This is a genomic window from Pelobacter propionicus DSM 2379, assembly GCF_000015045.1.
Lineage (GTDB): Bacteria > Desulfobacterota > Desulfuromonadia > Geobacterales > Pseudopelobacteraceae > Pseudopelobacter > Pseudopelobacter propionicus.
Map to the genome: position 1 here is coordinate 698,250 of NC_008609.1, position 22,883 is coordinate 721,132.

The 22,883-nt window shown below is 54.6% G+C and carries 19 protein-coding genes and 5 tRNA genes; 22 read left to right on the plus strand and 2 right to left on the minus strand.

Features of this window, described 5'->3' with window-relative positions:
- Window positions 1–5 precede the first annotated feature (5 nt).
- The gene (locus PPRO_RS03215) at window positions 6–887 is read left to right on the plus strand and encodes a GTP-binding protein (RefSeq protein ID WP_011734603.1); all 882 of its coding nucleotides are present in this window, start codon (window positions 6–8) and stop codon (window positions 885–887) included.
- A gap of 53 nt (window positions 888–940) precedes the next feature.
- Here PPRO_RS03215 and PPRO_RS03220 read toward each other — a convergent pair whose 3' ends face one another.
- Window positions 941–1,582 (minus strand): methyltransferase family protein, encoded by a 642-nt coding sequence (locus PPRO_RS03220; RefSeq protein WP_011734604.1) that lies wholly within the window; start codon window positions 1,580–1,582, stop codon window positions 941–943.
- A 77-nt stretch (window positions 1,583–1,659) separates the two neighbouring features.
- Between PPRO_RS03220 and PPRO_RS03225 the strand changes: the two genes are divergently transcribed.
- Entirely contained in the window at window positions 1,660–2,487 is an 828-nt protein-coding gene (locus PPRO_RS03225) for a cytidylate kinase family protein (protein WP_011734605.1), read from the plus strand.
- A gap of 36 nt (window positions 2,488–2,523) precedes the next feature.
- Here the strand turns inward: PPRO_RS03225 and PPRO_RS03230 are convergent, their stop codons facing one another.
- Window positions 2,524–3,408 (minus strand): PHP domain-containing protein, encoded by an 885-nt coding sequence (locus PPRO_RS03230; protein ID WP_011734606.1) that lies wholly within the window; start codon window positions 3,406–3,408, stop codon window positions 2,524–2,526.
- 71 nt (window positions 3,409–3,479) lie between these two features.
- On the opposite strand from PPRO_RS03230, the gene PPRO_RS03235 reads away from it, so the two are divergent.
- The 20 genes from PPRO_RS03235 (at window position 3,480) to fusA (ending at window position 22,856) form a co-directional block, all read left to right on the plus strand.
- Window positions 3,480–4,136: an endonuclease III domain-containing protein gene (locus tag PPRO_RS03235; RefSeq protein WP_011734607.1), complete on the plus strand. Its 657-nt coding sequence runs from the start codon at window positions 3,480–3,482 to the stop codon at window positions 4,134–4,136.
- 195 nt (window positions 4,137–4,331) lie between these two features.
- Window positions 4,332–5,180: an RNA polymerase factor sigma-32 gene (locus tag PPRO_RS03240; RefSeq protein WP_011734608.1), complete on the plus strand. Its 849-nt coding sequence runs from the start codon at window positions 4,332–4,334 to the stop codon at window positions 5,178–5,180.
- Window positions 5,181–5,308: 128 nt separating this feature from the next.
- Window positions 5,309–5,384 (plus strand) — tRNA-Thr (locus PPRO_RS03245).
- 25 nt (window positions 5,385–5,409) lie between these two features.
- Window positions 5,410–5,494, plus strand: a tRNA-Tyr gene (locus PPRO_RS03250).
- Window positions 5,495–5,599: 105 nt separating this feature from the next.
- Window positions 5,600–5,676: transfer RNA gene (locus PPRO_RS03255), tRNA-Gly, on the plus strand.
- 8 nt (window positions 5,677–5,684) lie between these two features.
- Window positions 5,685–5,760 (plus strand) — tRNA-Thr (locus PPRO_RS03260).
- Window positions 5,761–5,835: 75 nt separating this feature from the next.
- Complete coding sequence (gene tuf, locus PPRO_RS03265; RefSeq protein ID WP_011734609.1) at window positions 5,836–7,026, plus strand: elongation factor Tu; 1,191 nt, start codon at window positions 5,836–5,838, stop codon at window positions 7,024–7,026.
- Window positions 7,027–7,088: 62 nt separating this feature from the next.
- Window positions 7,089–7,238 (plus strand): 50S ribosomal protein L33, encoded by a 150-nt coding sequence (gene rpmG / locus PPRO_RS03270; protein ID WP_011734610.1) that lies wholly within the window; start codon window positions 7,089–7,091, stop codon window positions 7,236–7,238.
- A gap of 25 nt (window positions 7,239–7,263) precedes the next feature.
- Window positions 7,264–7,340, plus strand: a tRNA-Trp gene (locus PPRO_RS03275).
- Window positions 7,341–7,425: 85 nt separating this feature from the next.
- Window positions 7,426–7,608 (plus strand): preprotein translocase subunit SecE, encoded by a 183-nt coding sequence (gene secE / locus PPRO_RS21805; RefSeq protein WP_011734611.1) that lies wholly within the window; start codon window positions 7,426–7,428, stop codon window positions 7,606–7,608.
- Between the two features lie 13 nt (window positions 7,609–7,621).
- On the plus strand, window positions 7,622–8,149 hold the full coding sequence (gene nusG / locus PPRO_RS03285) for a transcription termination/antitermination protein NusG (RefSeq protein ID WP_011734612.1): 528 nt from the start codon (window positions 7,622–7,624) through the stop codon (window positions 8,147–8,149).
- Between the two features lie 51 nt (window positions 8,150–8,200).
- Window positions 8,201–8,623, plus strand: a complete 423-nt coding sequence (rplK, locus tag PPRO_RS03290) for a 50S ribosomal protein L11 (RefSeq protein WP_011734613.1) — start codon at window positions 8,201–8,203, stop codon at window positions 8,621–8,623.
- A 37-nt stretch (window positions 8,624–8,660) separates the two neighbouring features.
- Window positions 8,661–9,362 (plus strand): 50S ribosomal protein L1, encoded by a 702-nt coding sequence (rplA, locus tag PPRO_RS03295; protein ID WP_011734614.1) that lies wholly within the window; start codon window positions 8,661–8,663, stop codon window positions 9,360–9,362.
- Between the two features lie 158 nt (window positions 9,363–9,520).
- Complete coding sequence (rplJ, locus tag PPRO_RS03300; protein WP_011734615.1) at window positions 9,521–10,045, plus strand: 50S ribosomal protein L10; 525 nt, start codon at window positions 9,521–9,523, stop codon at window positions 10,043–10,045.
- Window positions 10,046–10,096: 51 nt separating this feature from the next.
- A complete protein-coding gene (gene rplL / locus PPRO_RS03305; protein WP_011734616.1) occupies window positions 10,097–10,480 on the plus strand; it encodes a 50S ribosomal protein L7/L12 in 384 nt (127 codons plus the stop codon).
- 156 nt (window positions 10,481–10,636) lie between these two features.
- Complete coding sequence (gene rpoB, locus PPRO_RS03310) at window positions 10,637–15,136, plus strand: DNA-directed RNA polymerase subunit beta (protein WP_011734617.1); 4,500 nt, start codon at window positions 10,637–10,639, stop codon at window positions 15,134–15,136.
- A 99-nt stretch (window positions 15,137–15,235) separates the two neighbouring features.
- Window positions 15,236–19,465, plus strand: a complete 4,230-nt coding sequence (gene rpoC / locus PPRO_RS03315; RefSeq protein WP_011734618.1) for a DNA-directed RNA polymerase subunit beta' — start codon at window positions 15,236–15,238, stop codon at window positions 19,463–19,465.
- Window positions 19,466–19,877: 412 nt separating this feature from the next.
- Entirely contained in the window at window positions 19,878–20,249 is a 372-nt protein-coding gene (gene rpsL / locus PPRO_RS03320) for a 30S ribosomal protein S12 (protein ID WP_011734619.1), read from the plus strand.
- Between the two features lie 30 nt (window positions 20,250–20,279).
- Window positions 20,280–20,750 (plus strand): 30S ribosomal protein S7, encoded by a 471-nt coding sequence (gene rpsG, locus PPRO_RS03325; protein WP_011734620.1) that lies wholly within the window; start codon window positions 20,280–20,282, stop codon window positions 20,748–20,750.
- A gap of 27 nt (window positions 20,751–20,777) precedes the next feature.
- Window positions 20,778–22,856: an elongation factor G gene (gene fusA / locus PPRO_RS03330; protein WP_011734621.1), complete on the plus strand. Its 2,079-nt coding sequence runs from the start codon at window positions 20,778–20,780 to the stop codon at window positions 22,854–22,856.
- Window positions 22,857–22,883: the final 27 nt, after the last annotated feature.

A 22,883-nucleotide genomic window follows, 5' to 3' on the forward strand; every position in this document is an offset into this window, starting at 1 on the left:
TCTGAATGGCGCTTGTCAACCACGCAACAAAGGAGATCAACGCAAAAATCGTCTACTACGGTCCGGAGAAGAGTGGCAAGGCCACCTCCCTGCGCTATGTACACGCCAGGATTCGCCCTTCGCTGCGCAGCGAATTGAAGAGCATACCGGCAAGCGGTTCCCCCCTGCTGTTTTTCGATTTTACCCCCTTTGAACACCTCGTCTTTGGCGGCTACCGCATCCGTTTTCATCTCTACACCCTGCAGGGCTCTGTTGCCAACCCGGCTGCCTGGAAAATGACCCTGAAAGGCGCCGATGGCCTGGTGATGGTCATGGATGCAACGCCGGGGAGGTATCAGGCCGCCCTGCAGAGTCTGACGCAACTGCGGGATTTCCTGGACAACTACGGTATGGGGTTGGATGACATTCCCGCTGTACTTCAGCTCAACAAGGCCGATCTCTCCGGAGAGCTGGTTGCCGAGGTTGCTGCCAGGGGGCTGGGCTTGAAGGGGTGCCGCGTCTTGACGACAAACGCGCTGACGGGTGCGGGGGTCCTGGAAACCCTATCTGCTCTTTCTCCTCTGGTCATGGGGCGTGTCGGCGAGCGTGACGACCTGCCCCGTCTGCGTGGTGCGGAAGCCCCTTCCGCGGAGAGCGGTATTCCAGCTGACACTGCCCCGGAGAGACCCGCCGATGACGCGGGCGCCGTTGATGCCGGGCCACGTGGGGGCGAGTCCGCGCATCACCTGGCCGCGGCCGCACCCCCTGGCCAGGCGGTCGGACAGGTGAGCGTGTCGCAGGACGGGGTTCGCGTAGAGGCGGGAACGGTGGTCATCCCCCTTGAAGTCAGCTCTTCCCAGGGTATTCAGCGGCTGACGGTGACCGTCATGGTCGCCCCCGCGCCGTAGGAAAACGCGGTGTGCAGGCCGTTTCGTTCGTTCCAGCCGGGCTGGAGCACAGGTCAGTTGAGGTTGGGCGTCCGTGACCTTCGCGGCCAGGGGATCAGGAAAGGGATCTGTTGCCGATAGCGCCGGTAGCTATCGCCGAACTCTTCCACGAGGCGTCGCTCTTCCAGATGTCCGCCGATGATGAAATAGGGAATTGCCAGGACCGTCAGCAGGGCGCGCTGTGCCGTCATCACCGGACTCAGTATCAGGAAGATGATCGACAGGAGATACAACGGGTGGCGCACAACCGCGTACCAGCCGTCATCGATCAGCTGGGGCTGGCGATCCCCGCTGCCATGCAGTTGGGCAATCCCGAGAAAGTTCCCGACGCCGGTCTGGCGGAGGCAGCTGAACAGGGCTGCAGTGACCAGGATCTGGAGCAGGTACATGGCCAGGCTCCACACTCCCGGCGCAAAGTACAGCACCCTTCCGCAACCGGTATCCGCCATGACCCATGCCAACAGTACCAGGGAAAGCAGGTTGTAGAAGAGGCGACAGGCGGCCAGTATCTTTTTCGAGCCACGACAGACGAGGCTCTTGCACCACTGCGAGGCCAGGAGAGAGTGGATGATCGCGAAGAGTATAAAACGGAGCGTAAACGGCGTGCAGTCTGACAGAACGGACCCCTTGAATGTGGTGTCCGGCAAGAGTATCATTACGACCTTGTGTGTACAACCGCTACATGATATATAGCGAGCGCACTTGCGTACCGTAAACTTGCAGGAGGGTGGTAATGGCAATCATCACAATATCGCGGCAAATGGGTACAGGCGCCTATCAGATCGCTACGGAAGTAGCCAAAAAACTCAAATTTACCTTCGTGGATGGAGATTTGATCACAGCCAGTGCTCCTAAATACGGGCTTTCGCCCGAAATGCTCCAGATGGTGGATGAGAAACCCCCTTCGTACAACACCATCGAGGACCGCAAGCGCGCCGCGGCCTTGAATACGATCGAGTTGATCCTGCTGGATTATGCCCGCAAGGGTAACGTTATTCTCTACGGCCGCGGCTGCCAGTACCTGTTGAAGGAGTGTGGCAATGTGCTGCGTCTTCGCGTCATCGCCGACTTTGAGGACCGGGTGGAGCGCTTTGCCGAGCGGGAGTGGATCGACCCTGATCTGGCGCGCTCCATGACGCGCCGCAGCGACCACCAGCGCCATGGTTTCATCCACTTCTACTTCAACCGCCCTTGGGACGATCCGCTTGGCTATGACGTGACCTTCAATACCTCGCGCCTCTCACCGGAGTCGGTTGTGGAGAGCATCGTGGTCGCAGCCAAGGATCCCTATCTGAAGGAGGCCGAGGCTGCTGCCCTGCCGCTGATCGATAACGCCATCATGACAACCAAAATCAAGATCGCGCTGCTTAATGCCATGGATCTGGACTACCGTCCCTTCACTATCGTTGTCGAGGGGGGGGATGTCTCTCTCAGCGGTTACCTCACCTCCGAAGAAGAGAAAAAGAGCGCTATCAGGGTCGTTAAATCGGTCAAGGGGGTCACAAACGTGGAAGAGGATATCCAGGTGGTCAACTACGATGCCTACCGGGACAAGAGCTAGGAATCTGGCCTGAAAACGACGGCGGTGCTGAGGATGCTACCTCAGTCGTCGCTGTGCCAGGCGTTCCCTGAGGGGGGCGAGGAGGCGCGCGCTGAAGCGTATGCCTCCCCGTCCCCTTCCCATTTCCTGACCTGCCTCGATGCCGTGATAATCAGACCCGCCGGTCAGCAACAGTCCTGCCTCTTCTGCGCGTCGCCGCAAAAATTCCATTTCGTCTGCTTGCGCCTGATTGTTGAAAACCTCGATGCCGTCGAGGCCCAGGTGGTGCAGTTCCGTGATAATGCGCCATAGTTCGGCCATGTCCTGGGAAATGGAGGTCGGATGAGCCAGGACCGAGACGCCACCCAATCGTCGAATCTCGGGAATGGCCTCCTCCATGGGCCAGTAGTTCTTGGGGACGTTGCAGGGGGTCAGGTAGCGCCGGAATGAGTCCTCAACGCTCTTGGCGTAGCCTCGCTCCAGAAGGGCGCGGGCGATGTGGGGCCGTCCGATGGCGTCCCCGGCATGGGAGAGAACCTCGTCGAGAGCTATGGTCATGCGTCCTTCGTGAATCAGGCGCTGGTTGATCATGGCCAGCATCTCCTCGTTGCGGCGTTCCCTGTGCTGGCGAAAGGCATTCAATGTTGACCGGAAATCAGCGTCGGTATGGTCCACTCCATACCCCAACAGGTGAACATCCTTGAGTATCCCGTACTGCACGGACAATTCCACTGCGGGCATCAGTTCGATACCCCTCAGAACGGCGCAGTGCGCCGCCTGGTCCACAGCGACTATGGAGTCATGGTCGGCGATGGCTATGGTTGACAATTCAAGCCGTTTGGCCTCTTCTACCAGCGCTGCGGGGGAGAGTGCGCCGTCCGAGCAGTTCGAGTGGACGTGCAGATCGATGTAACCTGGCGTAGATGCAATCATGGAGCGCATACTAGCCGCACGCCGTGCAAAAGTAAAACCATCTCTTGCGCTGCCATCCTGTGTTGGGCTAGCATGCCCACATGAAAGTCGATGAAATTCACCGAGTGATGGCGCTCCTGCGCGAAGAATACGCCTCCTGGCGGACGCCGGCGGTCACGATTGTCGCCGAATGCGAACGCAGCCCGTTCAAGGTCCTGGTCTCCTGCATCATCTCCCTGCGCACCAAGGATGAAGTAACCGCTGCTGCGTCGGCGCGCATGTTCGCCCGTGCCGACAGTGCGGAACGCATGCTGAAACTGGCAGAGGATGAAATCGCCGCTCTGATCTATCCTGCAGGTTTCTACCGCACCAAGGCCGGTCAGATTCATGGAATCGCGCACCGCCTAGTGACGGAGTTCGGGGGGAACGTGCCCGATGAGATGGAGGATTTGCTCAGGTTCAGGGGCGTCGGTCGCAAAACCGCCAATCTGGTGCTAACCCTCGGGTTTGGAAAACCCGGCATCTGCGTCGATACACACGTGCATCGTATCTGCAACCGCCTCGGCTATGTCTCGACGCGCTCCCCGGAGCAAACTGAAATGGCCCTGCGTGCACAACTGCCCGGGGAGTACTGGATTGCAATCAATGACCTGCTGGTGGCATTTGGACAGAACCACTGTCATCCGATTTCGCCTCGCTGCACAACCTGTCGCATAGCAGAATTCTGTTCTCGCGTCGGAGTGAAAACATCCCGCTAAACACCTGCTCAGCCCGGTGATTGCCGGTTGAAGTTGTGTCGCCTCTGTATCTGGTAACTATTCGGTCGGCGAATAACGCTCAGGTCGGTGAGATAAATATCCTTGATTTTGTGATGGTTTGTTGCTAGATTTTTGGCAGTCGGACGGCTTGAGTGCTAATGTGCGCCAATCTGTCGTGAACGAGGAGAATCATGTATGGTGGCACGTCTTCCGGTTGTTGCGGATAGCCTTGCGCTCTATCTGGCTGAGATCAGAAAATTCACCCTATTGAGCGAAGAAGAGGAGCATCGCACAGCGATTGCTTTTTACGAGAAAAAGGATCTTCGGGCAGCCCACACCCTGATTACGTCAAACCTCCGCTTTGTCGTTAGGGTTGCCTATGAGTACCGGCACTATGGCCTCAAGATGCTCGACCTGATCCAGGAGGGTAATATCGGCCTGATGATGGCGGTGAAAAAATACAACCCTTTTAAGGGGGTACGCCTGATTTCCTACGCGGTCTGGTGGATACGAGCCTATATTCAGAACCACGTCATATCGGCATGGAGTCTGCTCAAGATAGGAACCACCCAGGCCCAGCGTAAACTTTTTTTTAAGTTGCGCGAGGCCAGGAACGCAATCCGCCACCTGAACGGAGGAGAGGACGACCTCCAATCCACGGCCCGCTCCTTAAATGTGTCCGACAGCGAAGTCGTGGAGATGGAGCAGCGCTTGCGGGGCGAGTGCTCCCTGGATGCAGAGTTGCCGGGCGGCGAAGGTGTTACCGGGCTGGACGGCCTGGTTGACGATCGCATGAACCAGGAAGAACTCCTGTCGGAGTGCCAGTTGCAGCGCAAGCTGCGCACGGACGTTGCGACCGCTGTTTCCGCTCTCAATGAAAAGGAACGTTTTGTCATCGAGCATCGGGTTTCCGCAGATACGCCGCTGACGCTGCAGGAGATTGCCTCCCGTTTCTCAATCTCGCGCGAACGTGTGCGACAGATAGAAGAAGCAGCGCTTAAGAAGCTGAAGCTGTCCCTTGTGTCAGCGGTAGCAGCAGTTTAGTCGCTTCTGCGTAGGCCGCCACGGTGACTTGGTCGTGATTTTTTTGTTGAATCGAAAAAAACAAATTGACAACCGCTGGTTTTTTCTTTATAGACATAAATTCTGTTCACGAACTGGTGTGAGCCAAAGCTGGCGTAGCTCAATTGGCAGAGCAGCTGACTTGTAATCAGCAGGTTGCGGGTTCGAGTCCCATCGCCAGCTCCAGTGAATAGAGGCGCAAATCTCCCTTGGAGGGATTCCCGAGCGGCCAAAGGGAACAGACTGTAAATCTGTCGTCGTAGACTTCGGAGGTTCGAATCCTCCTCCCTCCACCACATACATCACCGAAGACCTGACAGGTGATGCCTGAATCCAGGAGACGAGAGTCGCATACTGGTAAAGGTGAGCAGGTTGGTCTTCATATATCTTCGTCTGGATGCGCGGGAGTAGCTCAGTTGGCTAGAGCATCAGCCTTCCAAGCTGAGGGTCGCGGGTTCGAGTCCCGTTTCCCGCTCCAGAATAAATGCCCACATAGCTCAGGAGGTAGAGCACTTCCTTGGTAAGGAAGAGGTCACCGGTTCGAGTCCGGTTGTGGGCTCCATTTCAGTAGAACAGCCAATAAACTGGTCATACGCACATCAAAGCAATAAACAGACTTCAAGGAGGGCCTGCTATCATGGCGAAGGCTAAATTTGAGCGCACCAAACCGCATGTAAACATTGGCACGATTGGTCACGTCGACCACGGCAAGACCACGTTGACTGCCGCCATCACAAAGGTGCTGGCAGGCAAGGGTCAGGCAGAGTTCAAGGCTTTCGACCAGATTGACAACGCACCTGAAGAGCGTGAGCGCGGTATAACCATTGCCACCGCACACGTGGAATACGAGACTGACAAGCGTCACTATGCCCACGTTGACTGTCCGGGTCATGCCGACTACGTCAAGAATATGATCACCGGCGCCGCTCAGATGGACGGAGCCATTCTGGTTGTTTCCGCAGCTGACGGCCCTATGCCCCAGACCCGCGAGCACATCCTGCTCGCCCGTCAGGTTGGCGTACCCTATATTGTCGTGTACCTGAACAAGGCCGACATGGTCGATGACGAGGAGCTTCTTGAGTTGGTCGAGCTCGAAATCCGCGAGCTACTCTCCTCCTATGACTTTCCCGGTGACGATATTCCTATCGTTAAAGGTTCCGCCCTCAAGGCGCTAGAAGGCGAAAAGAGTGAGTTGGGCGAGGATTCCATCATCAAGCTGATGGACGCTGTTGATAGCTACATCCCCGATCCGGAGCGTGCGGTGGACAAGCCCTTCCTGATGCCGGTAGAGGATGTGTTCTCCATCTCAGGTCGTGGTACCGTTGCCACCGGTCGTGTTGAGCGCGGCATAGTCAAGGTTGGTGAGGAGGTCGAGATCGTTGGCATCAAGGCCACCGCCAAGACAACCGTCACCGGTGTGGAGATGTTCCGCAAGCTTCTCGACGAGGGTCGTGCCGGAGACAATATCGGCGCACTGCTGCGCGGTATCAAGCGCGAGGAAATCGAGCGCGGTCAAGTTCTTGCCAAGCCTGGTTCAATCACTCCGCACACCAAGTTCAAGGCTGAGGCCTATATCCTCAACAAGGAAGAGGGTGGACGTCACACCCCATTCTTCAACGGATACCGTCCCCAGTTCTATTTCCGGACAACGGACGTTACCGGTATTGTCGACCTGCCGGCAGGCACTGAAATGGTCATGCCTGGCGACAACGTGGCTGTAACCGTCAACCTGATCACTCCGATCGCCATGGATGAAGGTCTGCGCTTCGCCATCCGTGAAGGCGGCCGCACTGTTGGCGCCGGCGTCGTCAGCTCGATCATCGAATAGTCTATACTGCCGCGCGGAGCGTCTCAGGGCGCTCCGCGCGGATCGTTTTAAAGGATGCGTATATGAGAGATATAATTACCCTCGGCTGCACCGAATGCAAGCAGAGGAACTATACAACAACCAAAAACAAGAAGACGACACCCGCAAAACTGGAATTCAGCAAGTACTGCCGTTTCTGCCGCAAACACACTCCTCACAAGGAAACTAAGTAGTTCAGCAGACGGTATCAGGGCATGCAGGCCAGTAGCTCTAACGGCTAGAGCACCGGTCTCCAAAACCGGGTGTTGTGGGTTCGAATCCCTCCTGGCCTGCCATATTTTGATACTGCTAAAAGCTTCCCTAAAAATACACCTCTACAACTGAATGTGTGTTTGCTGAACCTGACCTCGGGAGATACTAGTGCAGAAACTCAGGAGCTTTCTTGAATCGGTAAAGATAGAGCTTGCCAAGGTTACTTGGCCGACACGCAAGGAGACAGTAGCAACTACCGGCGTCGTGGTCGTTATTATTGTTCTGATATCACTCTATCTGGGTGTCTGCGATCTCGTCCTGGCTAAACTGATGCGACTGATACTGGGGTAAAGGAATTAAAGTCATGTCCAAAAAGTGGTACGGTGTTCACACTTATTCCGGTTTTGAAAATAAAGTCAGGCTGAATCTGCACGAACGCATCAAGAACGAAGGGATGGAAGAACATTTTGAAGAGATTCTCATTCCATCGGAAACGGTAGTCGAACTTAAAAAAGGTGAGAAGAGAACCTCCTCCAGAAAATTCTTCCCCGGATATATCCTGGTCAAGATGGAGCTCAATGACGAAACCTGGCATATCGTTAAGGAAACAGCGAAGGTTACCGGTTTTGTCGGTGGTAATACTCCTTTTCCGATTGCCGACGAGGAAGTCAACAAGATCACGCGACGCATGGAGGAAGGTGCTGAAAAGCCCCGTCCGAAGGTGCTGTTCGAGGTCGGAGAAACCGTTCGTGTGATTGATGGTCCCTTCCTCAACTTCTCGGGAATTGTCGAGGATGTTAAGCCAGACAAGGGCAAACTTCGCGTTACGGTAACCATCTTCGGAAGGGCTACGCCGGTCGAGCTTGAATTCATGCAGGTTGAGAAAAACTAGATACGCTGTTGTATTTAAGATAAGAGCATTCGGACATAAAGGAGCACCATAATGGCAAAAAAGATCACAGGATACATTAAGCTGCAGGTCCCTGCCGGCAAAGCCAATCCGGCACCTCCGATTGGACCTGCCCTCGGGCAGCATGGTGTCAACATCATGGAGTTCTGCAAGGCCTTCAACGCCAAGACTCAAGCGGATGAAGGCACCATCACGCCGGTCGTCATTACGGTGTATGCTGACCGCTCTTTTACCTTTATAACAAAGACTCCTCCTGTCCCGGTACTGATCAAGAAAGCCGCAGGGATTGCCAGCGGTTCTGCCGTGCCGAACAAAACCAAGGTAGGCAAGCTCACCAAGGCACAGGTGGAGGAAATTGCAAAAACGAAGATGCCGGACTTAAATGCCGCCTCACTGGAGGCAGCCATGCGGACCGTCGAGGGAACTGCACGCTCCATGGGCGTTGATATCGTCTAGATGATTCATATTTACGATACTAAGAGAGGTTGGACCAATGTCTAAGACTGCAAAGAAACTTGCTGCGGCATCCGAAAAGATCGACAGAACAAAGGTCTATCCCGTTGCGGCAGCCATTGATGTTGTCAAGCAGGCGGCGTATGCCAAGTTTGACGAGACGGTCGACGTAGCGGTGCGTCTTGGGGTTGATCCTCGACACGCAGACCAGATGGTGCGCGGAGCGGTCGTTCTTCCCAACGGTCTGGGTAAGGATGTTCGCGTGCTGGTCTTCGCCAAGGGTGAGAAGGAAAAAGAAGCTCTTGACGCTGGCGCTGATTATGTGGGAGCCGAAGATCTTGTTTCCAAGATTCAGGAAGGGTGGTTTGAATTCGATACTGCCATTGCTACTCCCGACATGATGGGGGTTGTCGGCAAGATCGGTAAACTGCTCGGACCACGCGGACTGATGCCGAACCCCAAAGTGGGAACCGTTACCTTTGAAGTGAGCAGGGCGGTGAAGGAGTCAAAAGCTGGTAAGGTCGAGTTTCGCGTAGAGAAGGCCGGTATCGTGCATGCACCGGTGGGAAAGGTTTCCTTCGATGCCGACTCCCTGAAGGGCAATCTCCTGGCACTCGTGGAGGCGCTGGTCAAGGCCAAGCCTTCCGCCGCTAAGGGAATTTATATCAAGAAAATATCCATGTCTTCAACCATGGGCCCGGGCATTAATCTTGATATTGCCGATGTAACATCGCAGATCTGATGTTGTTCTGATGTGCCAAAGTTAAAGACAGCAGGCGAGCAGTTGGCTTAATCCGTTGTGTGCGGACCTGCCGAGACTTGGGTGCCGCGACGCAGTGTCGCGCTTCCTAGCTTTGGCCGGGGCCATGCCCCAGATACCAAAAGAAAGGAGGAGAAAACTTGAACAGGGATAACAAGCAGGAACTAGTTACTCAGATGCACGAACGACTGTCCCGTGCAAAGGCGGTCTTTCTGGCTGACTTCCGCGGTATGGCTGTCGGACAGGCAACCAGCCTTCGCAACGAACTTCGTGGCGCATCTGTAGAGTACAAGGTTTTTAAGAATACGCTGCTTGACCTGGCTGCCAAGGGTACCGATGTCGAGTGCATTTCACCGTACCTCGCAGGTCCGACCGCCATCGCCATTTCCTATGACGATCCGGTCAGCGCAGCCAAGGTCCTCAGCAAGTTTGCAAAGGATCCCGCCGGCAAATTCGTGCTGAAAGCCGGTGTGCTGTCCGGAAAACTGCTGGATGTCACACAGATTCAGGCTCTGGCAGACCTTCCCTCGCGGGAAGTGCTCATCGCCAAGATGCTGGGTTCCATGCAGGCACCCGCGACCAACTTCGTTGGCGTGCTGGCTGCGCTTCCAGGCTCACTTGTGCGCGTGCTTGATGCAATCCGCGCTCAAAAAGCTGACAACTAATCCTATTACGCATTCAAACACACTATTCAGATTCTCTGGAGGAATACGAACATGGCTGAAATCACGAAACAGGATGTAATCGAATATATCGAAAAGATGTCGGTTCTGGAGCTTTCCGAGCTGGTCAAGGAACTTGAAGAGAAGTTCGGCGTTTCCGCCGCTGCTCCCGTTGCCGTCGCCGCCGCTGGCCCCGCGACTGCCGATGCAGCTGCAGCTGAAGAAAAGACCGAATTCGACGTCATCCTCAAAGCTGCTGGCGCCAACAAAATCAACGTTATCAAGGTCGTTCGCGCCCTGACAAGCCTGGGTCTCAAGGAAGCCAAGGACCTGGTTGATGGCGCACCTGGTGCGGTAAAGACCGGTGTTTCCAAGCAGGAAGCCGAAGACGCACAGAAACAGCTGGTTGAAGCAGGCGCTGAAGTAGAAGTTAAATAGCAGCTTGTATCGCTGCGATGTTGAAAGCCAAGGTCGCCAGGTGCGGCCTTGGCTTGTCCTGTTTGGGCGGTTGCCCAACACTCCTGCAATCAGTAACTCCAGCCGGTAATCCCTCTTCGGCCGGATGTCGTCACGATAATCGCCAAAGGAGAAGCTATGGCTTATTCGATCGCCAACAACCACCTGCTGCGTAAAACTTTTACCAAAATCAAGAATATCATCGATATTCCCAATCTCATTGACATACAGAAGAACTCCTACCGACGTTTCCTCCAGCAGGAGGGTGTTTCCGAATCCCGAAATAACACCGGGCTTGAAGCCGTTTTCAGAAGCGTTTTCCCGATCAAGGATTTCAGTGAAAGCGCTTCCCTCGAATACGTCTCCTATTCGCTCAGCAAGCCAAAATACGATGTGGTCGAGTGCCATCAGAGGGGCATGACTTTCGCCGCTCCCATGAAGGTCAAGGTTCGACTGGTTATTTGGGATACCGGTAAAGAAAGTGGCATCAGAGCAATCAAGGATATAAAAGAGCAGGAAGTTTACTTTGGTGAAATTCCCCTGATGACTGACAACGGGACATTTATCATCAATGGCACGGAGAGGGTTATCGTCAGTCAGTTGCACCGCTCCCCCGGCGTTTTCTACGATCATGATAAGGGCAAGACCCACTCCAGCGGAAAGGTGCTTTACTCTGCGCGCGTGATTCCTTACCGCGGGTCCTGGCTGGATTTTGAATTTGATCATAAAGATATACTTTATGTACGTATCGATCGCCGACGCAAGATGCCGGCTACGGTCCTGCTGAAGGCGCTTGGATACTCGGCGGAACAGCTGCTGAACTACTATTACAAGAGCGAAGAGATTTTTCTTACCGGCGAAACGCCTTCCAAGAGCATTGACGCGGAACTGCTGACGCTTCAGAAGGCGCTGGTTGACGTGGTCGATCCGAAGAGTGGCGAAGTCATCGTCAAGGCCAACCGCAAGTTCACCAAGGCTTCCATCAGGAAGATGGTCGAGCACGACATTAAGGCGGTACCCATCACCTTTGATAGCATCATCGGGCGTTACGCTTCCAGTGACGTCATCGATCCCGCAACCGGCGAGGTGCTGCTGGAGTGCAATGAGGAAGTGACGGCAGAAAAATTCGATGAGATTAAAGCCAAGGGGGTCGAGAGCTTCCGTCTGCTGTTCATCGACAATCTGCACATCACCTCATCCTTCCGCGACACACTGCTGATGGACAAGATCAGCACGAATGATGAGGCACTGATCGAAATCTACCGTCGACTCCGTCCGGGCGATCCTCCCACGCTGAAGAGTTCACTGGCGCTTTTCGAAAATCTGTTCTTCAACCCGGAGCGCTACGATCTCTCCGCAGTCGGCCGCTTGAAACTCAACTTCAAACTCGGTCTCAAGGTCTGGCCGGAATGCACGGTGCTCAATGCCCCCTGCATGTTCGGTGCTGAAGACATCGCTAGCTTCGATGAACTTTTCAGGCTCCTGCTTGCAGCTGATAACCGCTTTTCACAGTATGTTCTGGCGCGGCTTCCCGAGGATTTCGTTAAGGTGCTGCGCAAGCACGAACCTTCACAGCCGGTTGCGGAAAAATTGCGTGAACAGCTGCTTAAGGAACTGAATAATCTGGTCAAGGATCCTGACTTTTATCAGAAGGAACTGTTCACCGGCCTTGCGCTCAGCCAACAGACCGTTGCGCTGACGGAAGCCATCGAAGGGGGCGTCTTCGAGGAGAACCGTCGTGTGATCGAGGTTCTGCGCCGCAACCGGATGATCTTTGAGGACCTCTACGCCCCTGTGGTTCTGACCAGCCCCAAGAATGATATTCTTGAGATCGTCCGCTATCTGATCGACTTGAAGAACGGTCGCGGTGCTATCGATGATATCGATCATCTGGGCAATCGCCGCGTGCGCGCCGTGGGCGAACTGCTGGAGAACCAATACCGCATCGGCCTTGTCCGCATGGAGCGGGCCATCAAGGAACGCATGAGTCTGCAGGAGGTTGAAAACCTCATGCCGCATGACCTGATCAACTCCAAACCGGTATCTGCGGTGGTCAAGGAGTTCTTCGGCTCGTCCCAGTTATCCCAGTTCATGGACCAGACCAACCCGCTCTCCGAGGTAACCCACAAGCGCCGTCTCTCCGCTCTGGGACCGGGTGGCCTGACGCGCGAACGCGCCGGTTTCGAAGTTCGCGACGTTCATCCGACCCATTACGGCCGAGTCTGTCCGATTGAAACCCCCGAGGGACCAAACATCGGACTGATCGCATCTCTTTCTACCTATGCCCGGATAAACGATCATGGTTTCGTGGAGACCCCCTACCGTATCGTACTGGACGGCAAGCTGACCAATGAGGTCCGTTTCTTCTCAGCCCTTGAGGAGGAGGGGCATGCCATTGCCCAGGCCAATGCCGAGGTGGACGCAGAGGGGCGCTTTGTGAACGATTATGTTTCGGCGCGCAAGAGCGGCGAGTTCATCCTCGTTCACCGCGACGAGATCGAGCTGATGGACGTGGCTCCCAAGCAACTGGTTTCCGTTGCTGCCGCACTCATCCCGTTCCTTGAAAACGACGACGCCAACCGCGCGCTGATGGGCTCCAACATGCAGCGTCAGGCCGTTCCGCTGCTGCGCGCCGATTCACCGCTGGTCGGCACCGGCATGGAGCGCATCGTGGCCAAGGACTCCGGGGTCTCCGTGATAGCCCGCCATAACGGCGTGGTGGAGTCGGTCGATGCCTCCCGTATCGTTGTCAAGATCGACGAGTCCGAAGTGGATGAAACCGGTACCGGCGTGGACATTTACAACCTGATCAAGTTCGCCCGTTCGAACCAGAACACCTGCATCAACAATAAGCCGGTAGTCAAGGTCGGTGATGTGGTCAAGCGGCACGATGTCATCGCCGACGGTCCCTCGACCGATATGGGGGAACTTGCCCTTGGCCAGAATATCGTTGTGGCATTCATGCCGTGGGGCGGTTACAACTTCGAGGACTCCATCCTGGTATCCGAGAAACTGGTCAAGGATGATCGCTATACCTCCATCCACATAGAAGAGTACGAGTGCGTGGCGCGCGACACCAAGCTCGGTAAGGAAGAGATTACCTCCGATATTCCCAACCTGGGAGAGGAAGCTCTCAAGGACCTCGACGAATCGGGCATCATTCGCATCGGCGCCGAGGTAAAGCCGGGTGATATCCTGGTGGGCAAGATCACTCCCAAGGGAGAAACCCAGCTTTCGCCCGAGGAGAAACTGCTGCGGGCCATCTTCGGCGAGAAGGCCGGCGATGTGCGTGATACCTCCCTGACCGTTCCCCCCGGTGTCGAGGGGACGGTCATCGGTGCCAAGGTGTTTTCTCGCAAGGGAGCCGACAAGGATACCCGCACGGAACTCATCGAGAAGGCCGAAGAGGAGAAACTGCGCAAGGATGAGCAGGATGAGATCAGGATTATCCGCCAGTCTGCGGAAGGCAAGCTTCATCGTCTGCTGATCGGAAAATCTTTGTCCGTCAAGTTGGAGGACGGCGAAGGGAACCTCATTCTGGCCAAGGGCAAGGAAATTACTGCCGAGGCCCTGAAATCCCTTTCCATCAACGACATGGGCGCAATCTCGGTGAGCGACGATGGCCAAACCGATGACAATGTCAGCAAGGTCATCGATACGCTCAACCGCCAGATAGAGCTTATTCAGAGCGTGTTCGAAGACAAGATTCAGAAGCTTCGACGCGGCGATGACCTTCCTCCCGGGGTCATCAAGATGGTCAAGGTGTACATCGCCATCAAGCGCAAACTGCAGGTGGGCGACAAGATGGCAGGTCGCCACGGCAATAAGGGTGTTGTATCGCGCATCCTGCCCGAAGAGGACATGCCCTACATGGAGGACGGGCGGCCGGTGGAGATCGTCCTCAATCCCCTGGGTGTTCCCTCTCGTATGAACGTGGGCCAGATTCTTGAGACGCACCTCGGTTGGGCGGCAAAGGGGATCGGCTGGCGCATTGAGGAGATGCTCCAAAAACAGACATCCGCAGAGAGCCTGAAGGCGTATCTCAAAGATGTCTACGGCGACGACGAGGTTGGAACGTTCATAGATGGCATGGACCAGGAAGAACTCATGCTGGTCTGCAGGCGTCTCCAGCGCGGTGTATCCATGGCCTCCCCGGTTTTTGAGGGGGCTTCCGAAGACAAGATCAAGTCTATGCTCGGCAAGGCCGGATTTCACTCCTCCGGGCAGGTTACTCTGTTTGATGGCCGTTCCGGCGACCCGTTCAAGCACAAGGTCACCGTTGGTGTTATGTACGTTCTCAAGCTGCACCATTTGGTCGATGACAAGATCCATGCCCGTTCCATTGGCCCCTACAGCCTGGTTACCCAGCAACCACTGGGTGGCAAGGCCCAGTTCGGCGGCCAGCGTCTGGGCGAAATGGAGGTTTGGGCCATGGAGGCGTATGGCGCGGCCTACGCCCTGCAGGAATTCCTCACCGTCAAGTCCGATGACGTGTCCGGTCGTACGCGTATGTACGAAGCCATTGTCAAAGGCAAACATACGCTCGAACCGGGCTTGCCCGAATCCTTTAACGTTCTTATCAAGGAATTGCAGTCGCTCTGCCTTGATGTAGAGTTGCTAGAAGGCGAAGACGAATAGTATTTCGCGTGCGAGAAGGATTCGCGCATACCGCAGACCAGCACTGTCCGCCACGCACGGCGTGACGCGCAGCTTCAGATATATACGGAGGAGAGCAACGTGGAAGACTACTTCAGCTTCTTTGATAAACCCAAAGATCCGCTCCATTTTTCAGCAATTCGGATTTCCGTTTCCTCGCCGGAAAAGATCCGTGAGCGGTCCCACGGCGAAGTAAAAAAGCCAGAGACCATAAATTACCGGACGTTCAAGCCGGAACGGGATGGCCTGTTCTGCGCAAAAATATTTGGCCCGACCAAAGACTACGAGTGCAATTGCGGCAAATACAAGCGCATGAAGCACCGCGGTATTATCTGTGAAAAGTGCGGCGTCGAGGTTATTCCGTCCAAGGTCCGTCGCGAGCGACTCGGACATATCGACCTTGCCACACCGGTCGCTCATATCTGGTTCCTCAAGTCGCTGCCGTCGCGCATCGGCAACCTGCTTGACATCACCCTCAAGGATCTGGAAAAGGTCCTCTACTTTGAGGCCTTCGTTATCAGCGATCCCAAGAACAGTCCGCTCCAATTCTGCGAGGTGATGTCTGAGGACAAATTTCTCAAGGCTCAGCAGGAATATGGCTACGATGCCTTTTCAGGCGGCATGGGTGCCGAGGCCATCCGCGAGTGTCTGAAAGCCATCGATCTGGACGAACTCTCCGGTCAGTTGCGCACCGAGATGATGGAGTCCACCAGCGAGGCCAAGCGCAAGAAAACTGCCAAGCGCCTGAAGGTGCTGGAGGCATTCAAGTCTTCGGGAAACAAACCAGAATGGATGATCCTGGAATGTATCCCGGTCCTGCCGCCCGAGTTGCGCCCCCTGGTGCCCCTGGACGGTGGTCGCTTTGCAACATCAGACCTCAACGATCTGTACCGCCGAGTTATCAATCGCAACAACCGTCTGAAGCGATTGGTGGAGCTTCAGGCGCCTGAGGTTATCATCCGCAATGAAAAGCGCATGCTGCAGGAGGCCGTGGATGCTCTGTTCGACAACGGCCGCCGCGGCAGGGCGATCGCGGGTCCCAACAAGCGGCCGCTGAAATCCCTCTCCGACATGCTCAAGGGAAAATCCGGCCGTTTCCGTCAGAACCTGCTGGGAAAGCGCGTCGATTATTCCGGACGTTCAGTTATCGTTGTCGGCCCGGAACTGAAGTTGCACCAGTGCGGTCTTCCCAAGAAAATGGCCCTGGAACTGTTCAAGCCTTTCATCTACAACAAGCTTGAGGAGCGCGGCTACGTCACCACTATCAAGAGCGCTAAGAAGATGGTGGAGAAGGAGCGCCCCGAGGTGTGGGACGTGCTGGAGGAGGTTATCAGGGAGCACCCGGTCATGCTCAACCGCGCTCCCACACTGCACCGCCTCGGCATCCAGGCCTTTGAGCCGGTATTGATCGAGGGCAAGGCTATCCAGCTTCACCCGCTGGTCTGTACCGCATTCAACGCCGACTTCGACGGCGACCAGATGGCGGTACATCTCCCGCTTTCCGTGGAGAGCCAGGTGGAAGCTCGCGTCCTGATGATGTCCACCAATAATATCCTCTCGCCGGCCCACGGCAAGCCGATCATCGTGCCTTCCCAGGACATGGTTCTGGGAGCCTACTACATGACTCGTGACAGGCGCTTCGAGCGCGTGATAGACGAGACGACCGGCAAGGAGAAGATCGATGCGGAAAGCGGTCTGCCGATCTACCGCAAGGTAAAGGGCACCGGCAAGGTCTTTTCCGGTCCAGACGAGGTTCGCATCGCCTTTGACGCCGGTGAGGTCGACATGCAGGCCACCGTCAAGGTGCGCATGAAGAATCTGGTCAGCGACGAAAAACCGCAGATGATCGACACCACTGTGGGGCGCGTTATTCTCAAGGAGATACTGCCGGATTCGGTACCGTTTAGCGCCGTAAACAAGGTCATGAACAAGAAGGAACTCTCCAATCTCGTTGATACCTGTTACCGCATGGCGGACAACAAGGAGACGGTCATTCTTGCCGACAAGCTGAAAGACATCGGCTTCCGTTACGCCAACCTGGCAGGGATTTCCATCTGTCTCGACGACATGGTCATCCCGGAGGGCAAAACCGAGATTCTCACCAAGGCTGAGGACGAGGTTAAGGAAATTCAGAACCAGTATACCGAAGGTCTGATTACCGATGGCGAACGCTACAACAAGGTCATCGACATCTGGGCTAAAGCTACCGAGGATATTGCCAAGGAGATGCTTGATAACCTTTCCAAGGAAAAATTCTTCGTCGAAGGGGTAGGCGTTTCTGAGGAGGCCTCGTTCAACGCCATTCATATGATGGCTGATTCAGGAGCGAGGGGTTCGCACCAGCAGATTCGTCAGCTGGCCGGCATGCGCGGCCTTATGGCTAAGCCGTCGGGCGAGATTATTGAAACGCCGATTACCGCCAACTTCCGTGAAGGATTGACGGTGCTGCAGTACTTCATCTCAACCCATGGTGCACGAAAGGGTCTGGCTGACACAGCCCTCAAAACGGCAAACTCCGGATACCTGACCCGTCGTCTGGTGGACGTTGCTCAGGATGCCATCATTGCTGAGGAAGATTGCGGCACGCTCGATGGCCTGGTTGTGTCGTCCCTCACCGAGGGGGGCGAGGTTATCGAGCATATCGGAGACCGCATTCTCGGCCGCGTGGCTCTGGATGACATCCTCGACCCGATTACCGGAGACGTACTTGTTGCTGCTAACGAGGATATCGATGAGAACCTGGTCAAGCGCATCGAGGATGCAGGACTTGAGAAGGTCAAGATCCGCTCCGTGCTTACCTGTCAGAGTCGGCGCGGCATCTGCTCCAAATGCTACGGTCGAGACCTGGCGCGCGGTCACAGCGTCAATATGGGTGAGGCCGTGGGAGTCATTGCGGCGCAGTCCATCGGCGAACCGGGAACGCAGCTTACCATGCGTACATTCCACATCGGCGGTACCGCGTCCCGTCGCGCCGAGCAGACTTCGCTGGAATCTCGTACTGACGGTATTCTCAAGTTTATCAACCTGAACACGGTTATTAATGCCGAGGGACATCATATCGTCATGAACCGCAACGGGGAAATCGCCGTTGTGGATGAAACCGGCCGTGAACGTGAAAAATATCTTGTCCTCTATGGAGCGAAAATTAAGATCGCTCCGGGGGGCGCGGTCACCCAGGGGGGCATCCTGGCCGAATGGGATCCCTATACCATGCCGATTCTTACCGAGTTCAGCGGTAAGGTGAAATTCGGTGACATAGTTGAGGGTGTGACCATGGAGGAGCAGCTCGACGAAGTCACCGGCCTGTCCCGCAAGGTCATCATCGAATCGAAGGACAGCGACAAGCGCCCGCGCATTGCCATCAAAGGCATGGGCGGCGACTCAGCCGATGCGGTCACCGGTACCATCGGGCGCTACTTCCTCCCCGTCGGCGCAAACATCACGGTGCAGGACGATAGCGTCATTAGCGCCGGTGACATCATCGCCAAGATTCCCCGGGAAACGACCAAGACCAAGGACATTACCGGTGGTCTTCCGCGAGTGGCCGAGTTGTTCGAGGCTCGCAAGCCGAAGGACTTTGCCGTTATTTCGGAAATTGACGGACGTGTTTCCTATGGTAAGGATGCAAAGGGGAAGCGCAAAGTCATTGTCACGCCTGAGATGGGCGAACCGAAGGAATACCTGATTCCAAAGGGGAAGCACATCAGCGTGCACGAGGGTGACCATGTCCGTGCCGGGGAGCCGTTGATGGATGGCTCATCCAACCCCCATGATATCCTGCGCGTATTGGGCGTCAAGGAACTTGCCAAGTATCTGGTGGATGAGGTTCAGGAGGTGTACCGCCTGCAGGGGGTTAAGATTAACGACAAGCATATCGAAGTAATCGTTCGCCAGATGCTGCGGCGTGTTCGCATCAAGGATGTGGGCGATACATCACTGCTGGTTGACGATCAGGTGGAGCGCTGGGTTTTCGAGACTGAGAACCAGAAAGTAATGAATGAGGGCAAGCGTCCCGCCATAGCAGAACCGCTACTACTCGGCATTACCAAGGCGTCTCTTTCCACAGAATCGTTTATTTCCGCAGCCTCGTTTCAGGAGACGACCAAGGTGCTTACGCAGGCGGCTATCGAGGGTAAAGTGGACTATCTGAGGGGCTTGAAGGAAAATGTCATTATGGGGCGGTTGATCCCCGCTGGTACGGGGCTTTCAAGCTACCGGAACATCCGCATGCTTACGGAAGCCAGTGAACCGGTTGCGCAGGCTGCTGAAAGTGAGGATGTTCCCGATGTGAGTCAGCAGGAAGCAGCATAGAGATGTTTGATGAGCGCCGATGGGTAGGGTCTCCCCATCGGCGCGTGTGTTGCCCTGACTCACAAGTTTATCGGTTATTTGTACCAACCGAATGGATGCAGGGAATAATTTTGTTGACAGTGGGTTTACAATACTGTATTTAACTAGTCTCTTTTGAGATCGAGTGCCCAAGGCCAGCGAGCCTTGATACATGAATGGAGATGCCCTAGCGGCCCTACACCTATTCCATTCCCCACCTCAGTACGCCGCGATTTGCGGCTCATAAAAGGCGAGATCTCAAGTAATGTGTTTGTTTGGATGTCTGGAGTTTTGGGCACTATAGTTGGGTGTGTAGGTTTTTGGTTTCTGACTTTTGAAGTTGCGATTGCCTGTTGGTGGTCGAGCTAAATTTTAGCTGGGAGAAGACAAGAATATGCCAACGATTAATCAGTTGATTCGTATAGGCAGGGAAAACAAGCGTGACAAGTCAACCGCGCCTGCACTGAAATGCTGCCCCCAGAAGCGTGGGGTCTGTACTAGGGTGTATACAACGACACCCAAGAAGCCGAATTCGGCTCTTCGTAAGGTTGCCAGGGTTCGCTTGACTAATGGAATCGAAGTTACGTCCTATATCCCCGGTGTTGGTCATAATCTGCAGGAGCACTCGGTTGTTCTGATACGTGGTGGCAGGGTTAAAGACCTTCCTGGTGTGCGCTATCATATTGTTCGTGGTACGCTTGATTCTGTTGGGGTGAAGGACCGCAAGAAGAGTCGTTCCAAGTACGGCGCGAAGCGGCCGAAATAATTTTACGCTGTCTGAATTGAGGGGATTGGTATGCCGAGAAGAAGAGAAGTTCCCAAAAGAAATATTCTGCCGGATCCGAAGTTTCACGATAAGACGGTTGCGAAACTCATCAATGTCCTGATGCTTGCGGGTAAAAAAAGTATCGCTGAGTCCATACTCTATGGTGCGCTTGATATTGTTGCGCAGAAAACGAATGACGAGGCCGTAAAGGTGTTGAAGAAGAGCCTCGATAATATAAAGCCCGCTCTTGAAGTAAAGTCCCGCAGGGTTGGTGGTTCTACTTACCAGGTACCGATCGAGGTTCGCCCTGATCGCCGTGTGTCGCTGGCGATGCGCTGGTTGATTAAGTATTCGACATTGCGTAGCGAGAAGACCATGAAGGATAAGCTCGCAGGTGAGATTCTCGATGCATATAACAGTCGTGGAGCCGCGGTGAAGAAGCGTGAGGATGTACATAAGATGGCAGAAGCCAACCGCGCTTTTGCCCACTATCGCTGGTAAGTAGTTCAGATCTGTTTGGAGGATTTTGTGCCCCGTTTAGCAACGCTTGATAAATACAGAAACATCGGCATCATGGCCCATATTGACGCGGGCAAGACTACGACAACCGAGCGTATTCTCTACTACACCGGTGTCTCGCATAAGATTGGTGAGGTTCATGAGGGCGCGGCCACCATGGACTGGATGGAGCAGGAGCAGGAGAGGGGTATTACCATTACATCCGCTGCTACTACCTGTTCGTGGCGTGACCATCGCATAAACATCATTGACACCCCCGGACATGTGGACTTCACGATCGAGGTAGAGCGCTCGCTGCGTGTGCTCGATGGCGCGGTCGCCGTATTCTGTTCTGTAGGTGGTGTTGAGCCACAGTCAGAGACTGTGTGGCGTCAAGCTGATAAATATGGCGTTCCCCGCATCGCCTTTATCAATAAGATGGATCGGGTCGGCGCGGATTTTTTTCGCGGCGTCCAGATGATCAGGGATCGCCTCAAAGCGAATCCTCTGCCGATCCAGATACCGATCGGCAAGGAAGAGAATTTCAAGGGTGTAGTTGACCTTGTGCGCATGAAAGCTGTTATATGGGAAGAAGAAGCGCTTGGTGCCAACTACCATGAGGAAGAGATTCCTGCTGATCTGCTTGTCGAAGCTCAGGAGTACCGTGACAAGATGATCGAAGAGATTTCTAGTCATGATGATACTCTCATGGAGAAGTATCTGAGTGGCGAGGAATTGACCGAGCAGGAAATCATGGACGCCATCAGAACCTGTACCATTGGCATCAAATTCTTTCCTGTTATCTGCGGCACTGCGTTTAAAAATAAGGGCGTGCAGAATTTGCTGGACGCGGTTGTTGATTATATGCCGTCCCCACTGGATATTCCTGCTATCAAAGGTCTTGATGCCGATACAGGTGAAGAAGTTGAGCGTCCTGCATCTGATGATGTGCCCTTTTCGGCCCTCGGTTTTAAGATTATGACTGACCCTTTCGTAGGTCAGCTCACTTTTTTCCGCGTGTACTCAGGTGTCATAAATTCTGGTTCGTATGTCTATAATTCCACGAAGGGCAAAAAAGAACGCATAGGTCGCATTCTGAAGATGCATGCAAACAAGCGCGAAGAGATCAAGGAAGTCTTTGCTGGAGATATTGCGGCCGCCGTTGGTCTTAAGTATACGACAACCGGTGATACGCTCTGCACCGAGGATGATGCAGTAATTCTAGAGTCAATTGAGTTCCCTGAGCCGGTAATTTCCATCGCGATTGAGCCGAAGACCAAGGCTGACCAGGAAAAGCTCGGTCTGAGTCTTCAGAAGCTTGCAAGCGAGGATCCGTCCTTCCGTGTGAAAACCGACGAGGAAACCGGACAGACTATTATTTCCGGCATGGGCGAACTGCATCTCGAAATTATCGTCGACCGACTCCTGCGAGAGTTCAAGGTCGAGGCGAACGTTGGCAAGCCGCAGGTTGCCTACCGTGAAACGATTACCAAGAAAGTCAAGGTAGAGGGTAAATTCGTCCGTCAGTCCGGTGGTCGTGGACAGTATGGCCATGTCTGGCTTGAGGTTGAGCCTCAGGAGGCTGGAAAAGGTTACGAATTTGTTGATGCCATTAAAGGTGGAGTTGTACCCCGAGAATATATACCTGCTGTTGATAAAGGAATTAAGGAAGCAACAGAGAACGGTGTTCTGGCTGGCTTCCCAGTTGTGGACATCAAGGTTACCCTCATCGATGGATCGTACCATGAGGTTGACTCTTCGGAGATGGCGTTCAAGATCGCCGGTTCAATGGGTTTCAAAGAAGGCTGCCAGAAAGCTTCCCCAATTATCCTCGAGCCTATAGTATCGGTTGAGGTTGTTGTCCCTGACGAATATATGGGTGATGTCATCGGTGACCTAAATTCGAAGCGTGGCCGGATCATGGGGATGGATACGAGAGCTGGTGCACAGATTGTGAACGCCATGGTTCCTATGGCTTCAATGTTCGGTTATTCCACCGATCTGCGCTCCGCTACCCAGGGACGTGCTACATATTCGATGACGTTTGATCACTACGAGCCGGTACCTAAGTCGGTAGCAGAAGAGATTGTAGCTAAAGCAAAAGGTTAAGAATACAAGGAAGAGGAGGGCCTGTTA

What these genes read in the sequence shown, in the direction of transcription:
- PPRO_RS03215 (WP_011734603.1), top strand. Translation starts at nt 6, where the DNA reads ATGGCGCTTGTCAACCACGCAACAAAGGAGATCAACGCAAAAATCGTC.
- PPRO_RS03220 (WP_011734604.1), bottom strand. Translation starts at nt 1,582, where the DNA reads ATGATACTCTTGCCGGACACCACATTCAAGGGGTCCGTTCTGTCAGAC.
- PPRO_RS03225 (WP_011734605.1), top strand. Translation starts at nt 1,660, where the DNA reads ATGGCAATCATCACAATATCGCGGCAAATGGGTACAGGCGCCTATCAG.
- PPRO_RS03230 (WP_011734606.1), bottom strand. Translation starts at nt 3,408, where the DNA reads ATGCGCTCCATGATTGCATCTACGCCAGGTTACATCGATCTGCACGTC.
- PPRO_RS03235 (WP_011734607.1), top strand. Translation starts at nt 3,480, where the DNA reads ATGAAAGTCGATGAAATTCACCGAGTGATGGCGCTCCTGCGCGAAGAA.
- PPRO_RS03240 (WP_011734608.1), top strand. Translation starts at nt 4,332, where the DNA reads ATGGTGGCACGTCTTCCGGTTGTTGCGGATAGCCTTGCGCTCTATCTG.
- tuf (WP_011734609.1), top strand. Translation starts at nt 5,836, where the DNA reads ATGGCGAAGGCTAAATTTGAGCGCACCAAACCGCATGTAAACATTGGC.
- rpmG (WP_011734610.1), top strand. Translation starts at nt 7,089, where the DNA reads ATGAGAGATATAATTACCCTCGGCTGCACCGAATGCAAGCAGAGGAAC.
- nusG (WP_011734612.1), top strand. Translation starts at nt 7,622, where the DNA reads ATGTCCAAAAAGTGGTACGGTGTTCACACTTATTCCGGTTTTGAAAAT.
- rplK (WP_011734613.1), top strand. Translation starts at nt 8,201, where the DNA reads ATGGCAAAAAAGATCACAGGATACATTAAGCTGCAGGTCCCTGCCGGC.
- rplA (WP_011734614.1), top strand. Translation starts at nt 8,661, where the DNA reads ATGTCTAAGACTGCAAAGAAACTTGCTGCGGCATCCGAAAAGATCGAC.
- rplL (WP_011734616.1), top strand. Translation starts at nt 10,097, where the DNA reads ATGGCTGAAATCACGAAACAGGATGTAATCGAATATATCGAAAAGATG.
- rpoB (WP_011734617.1), top strand. Translation starts at nt 10,637, where the DNA reads ATGGCTTATTCGATCGCCAACAACCACCTGCTGCGTAAAACTTTTACC.
- rpsL (WP_011734619.1), top strand. Translation starts at nt 19,878, where the DNA reads ATGCCAACGATTAATCAGTTGATTCGTATAGGCAGGGAAAACAAGCGT.
- rpsG (WP_011734620.1), top strand. Translation starts at nt 20,280, where the DNA reads ATGCCGAGAAGAAGAGAAGTTCCCAAAAGAAATATTCTGCCGGATCCG.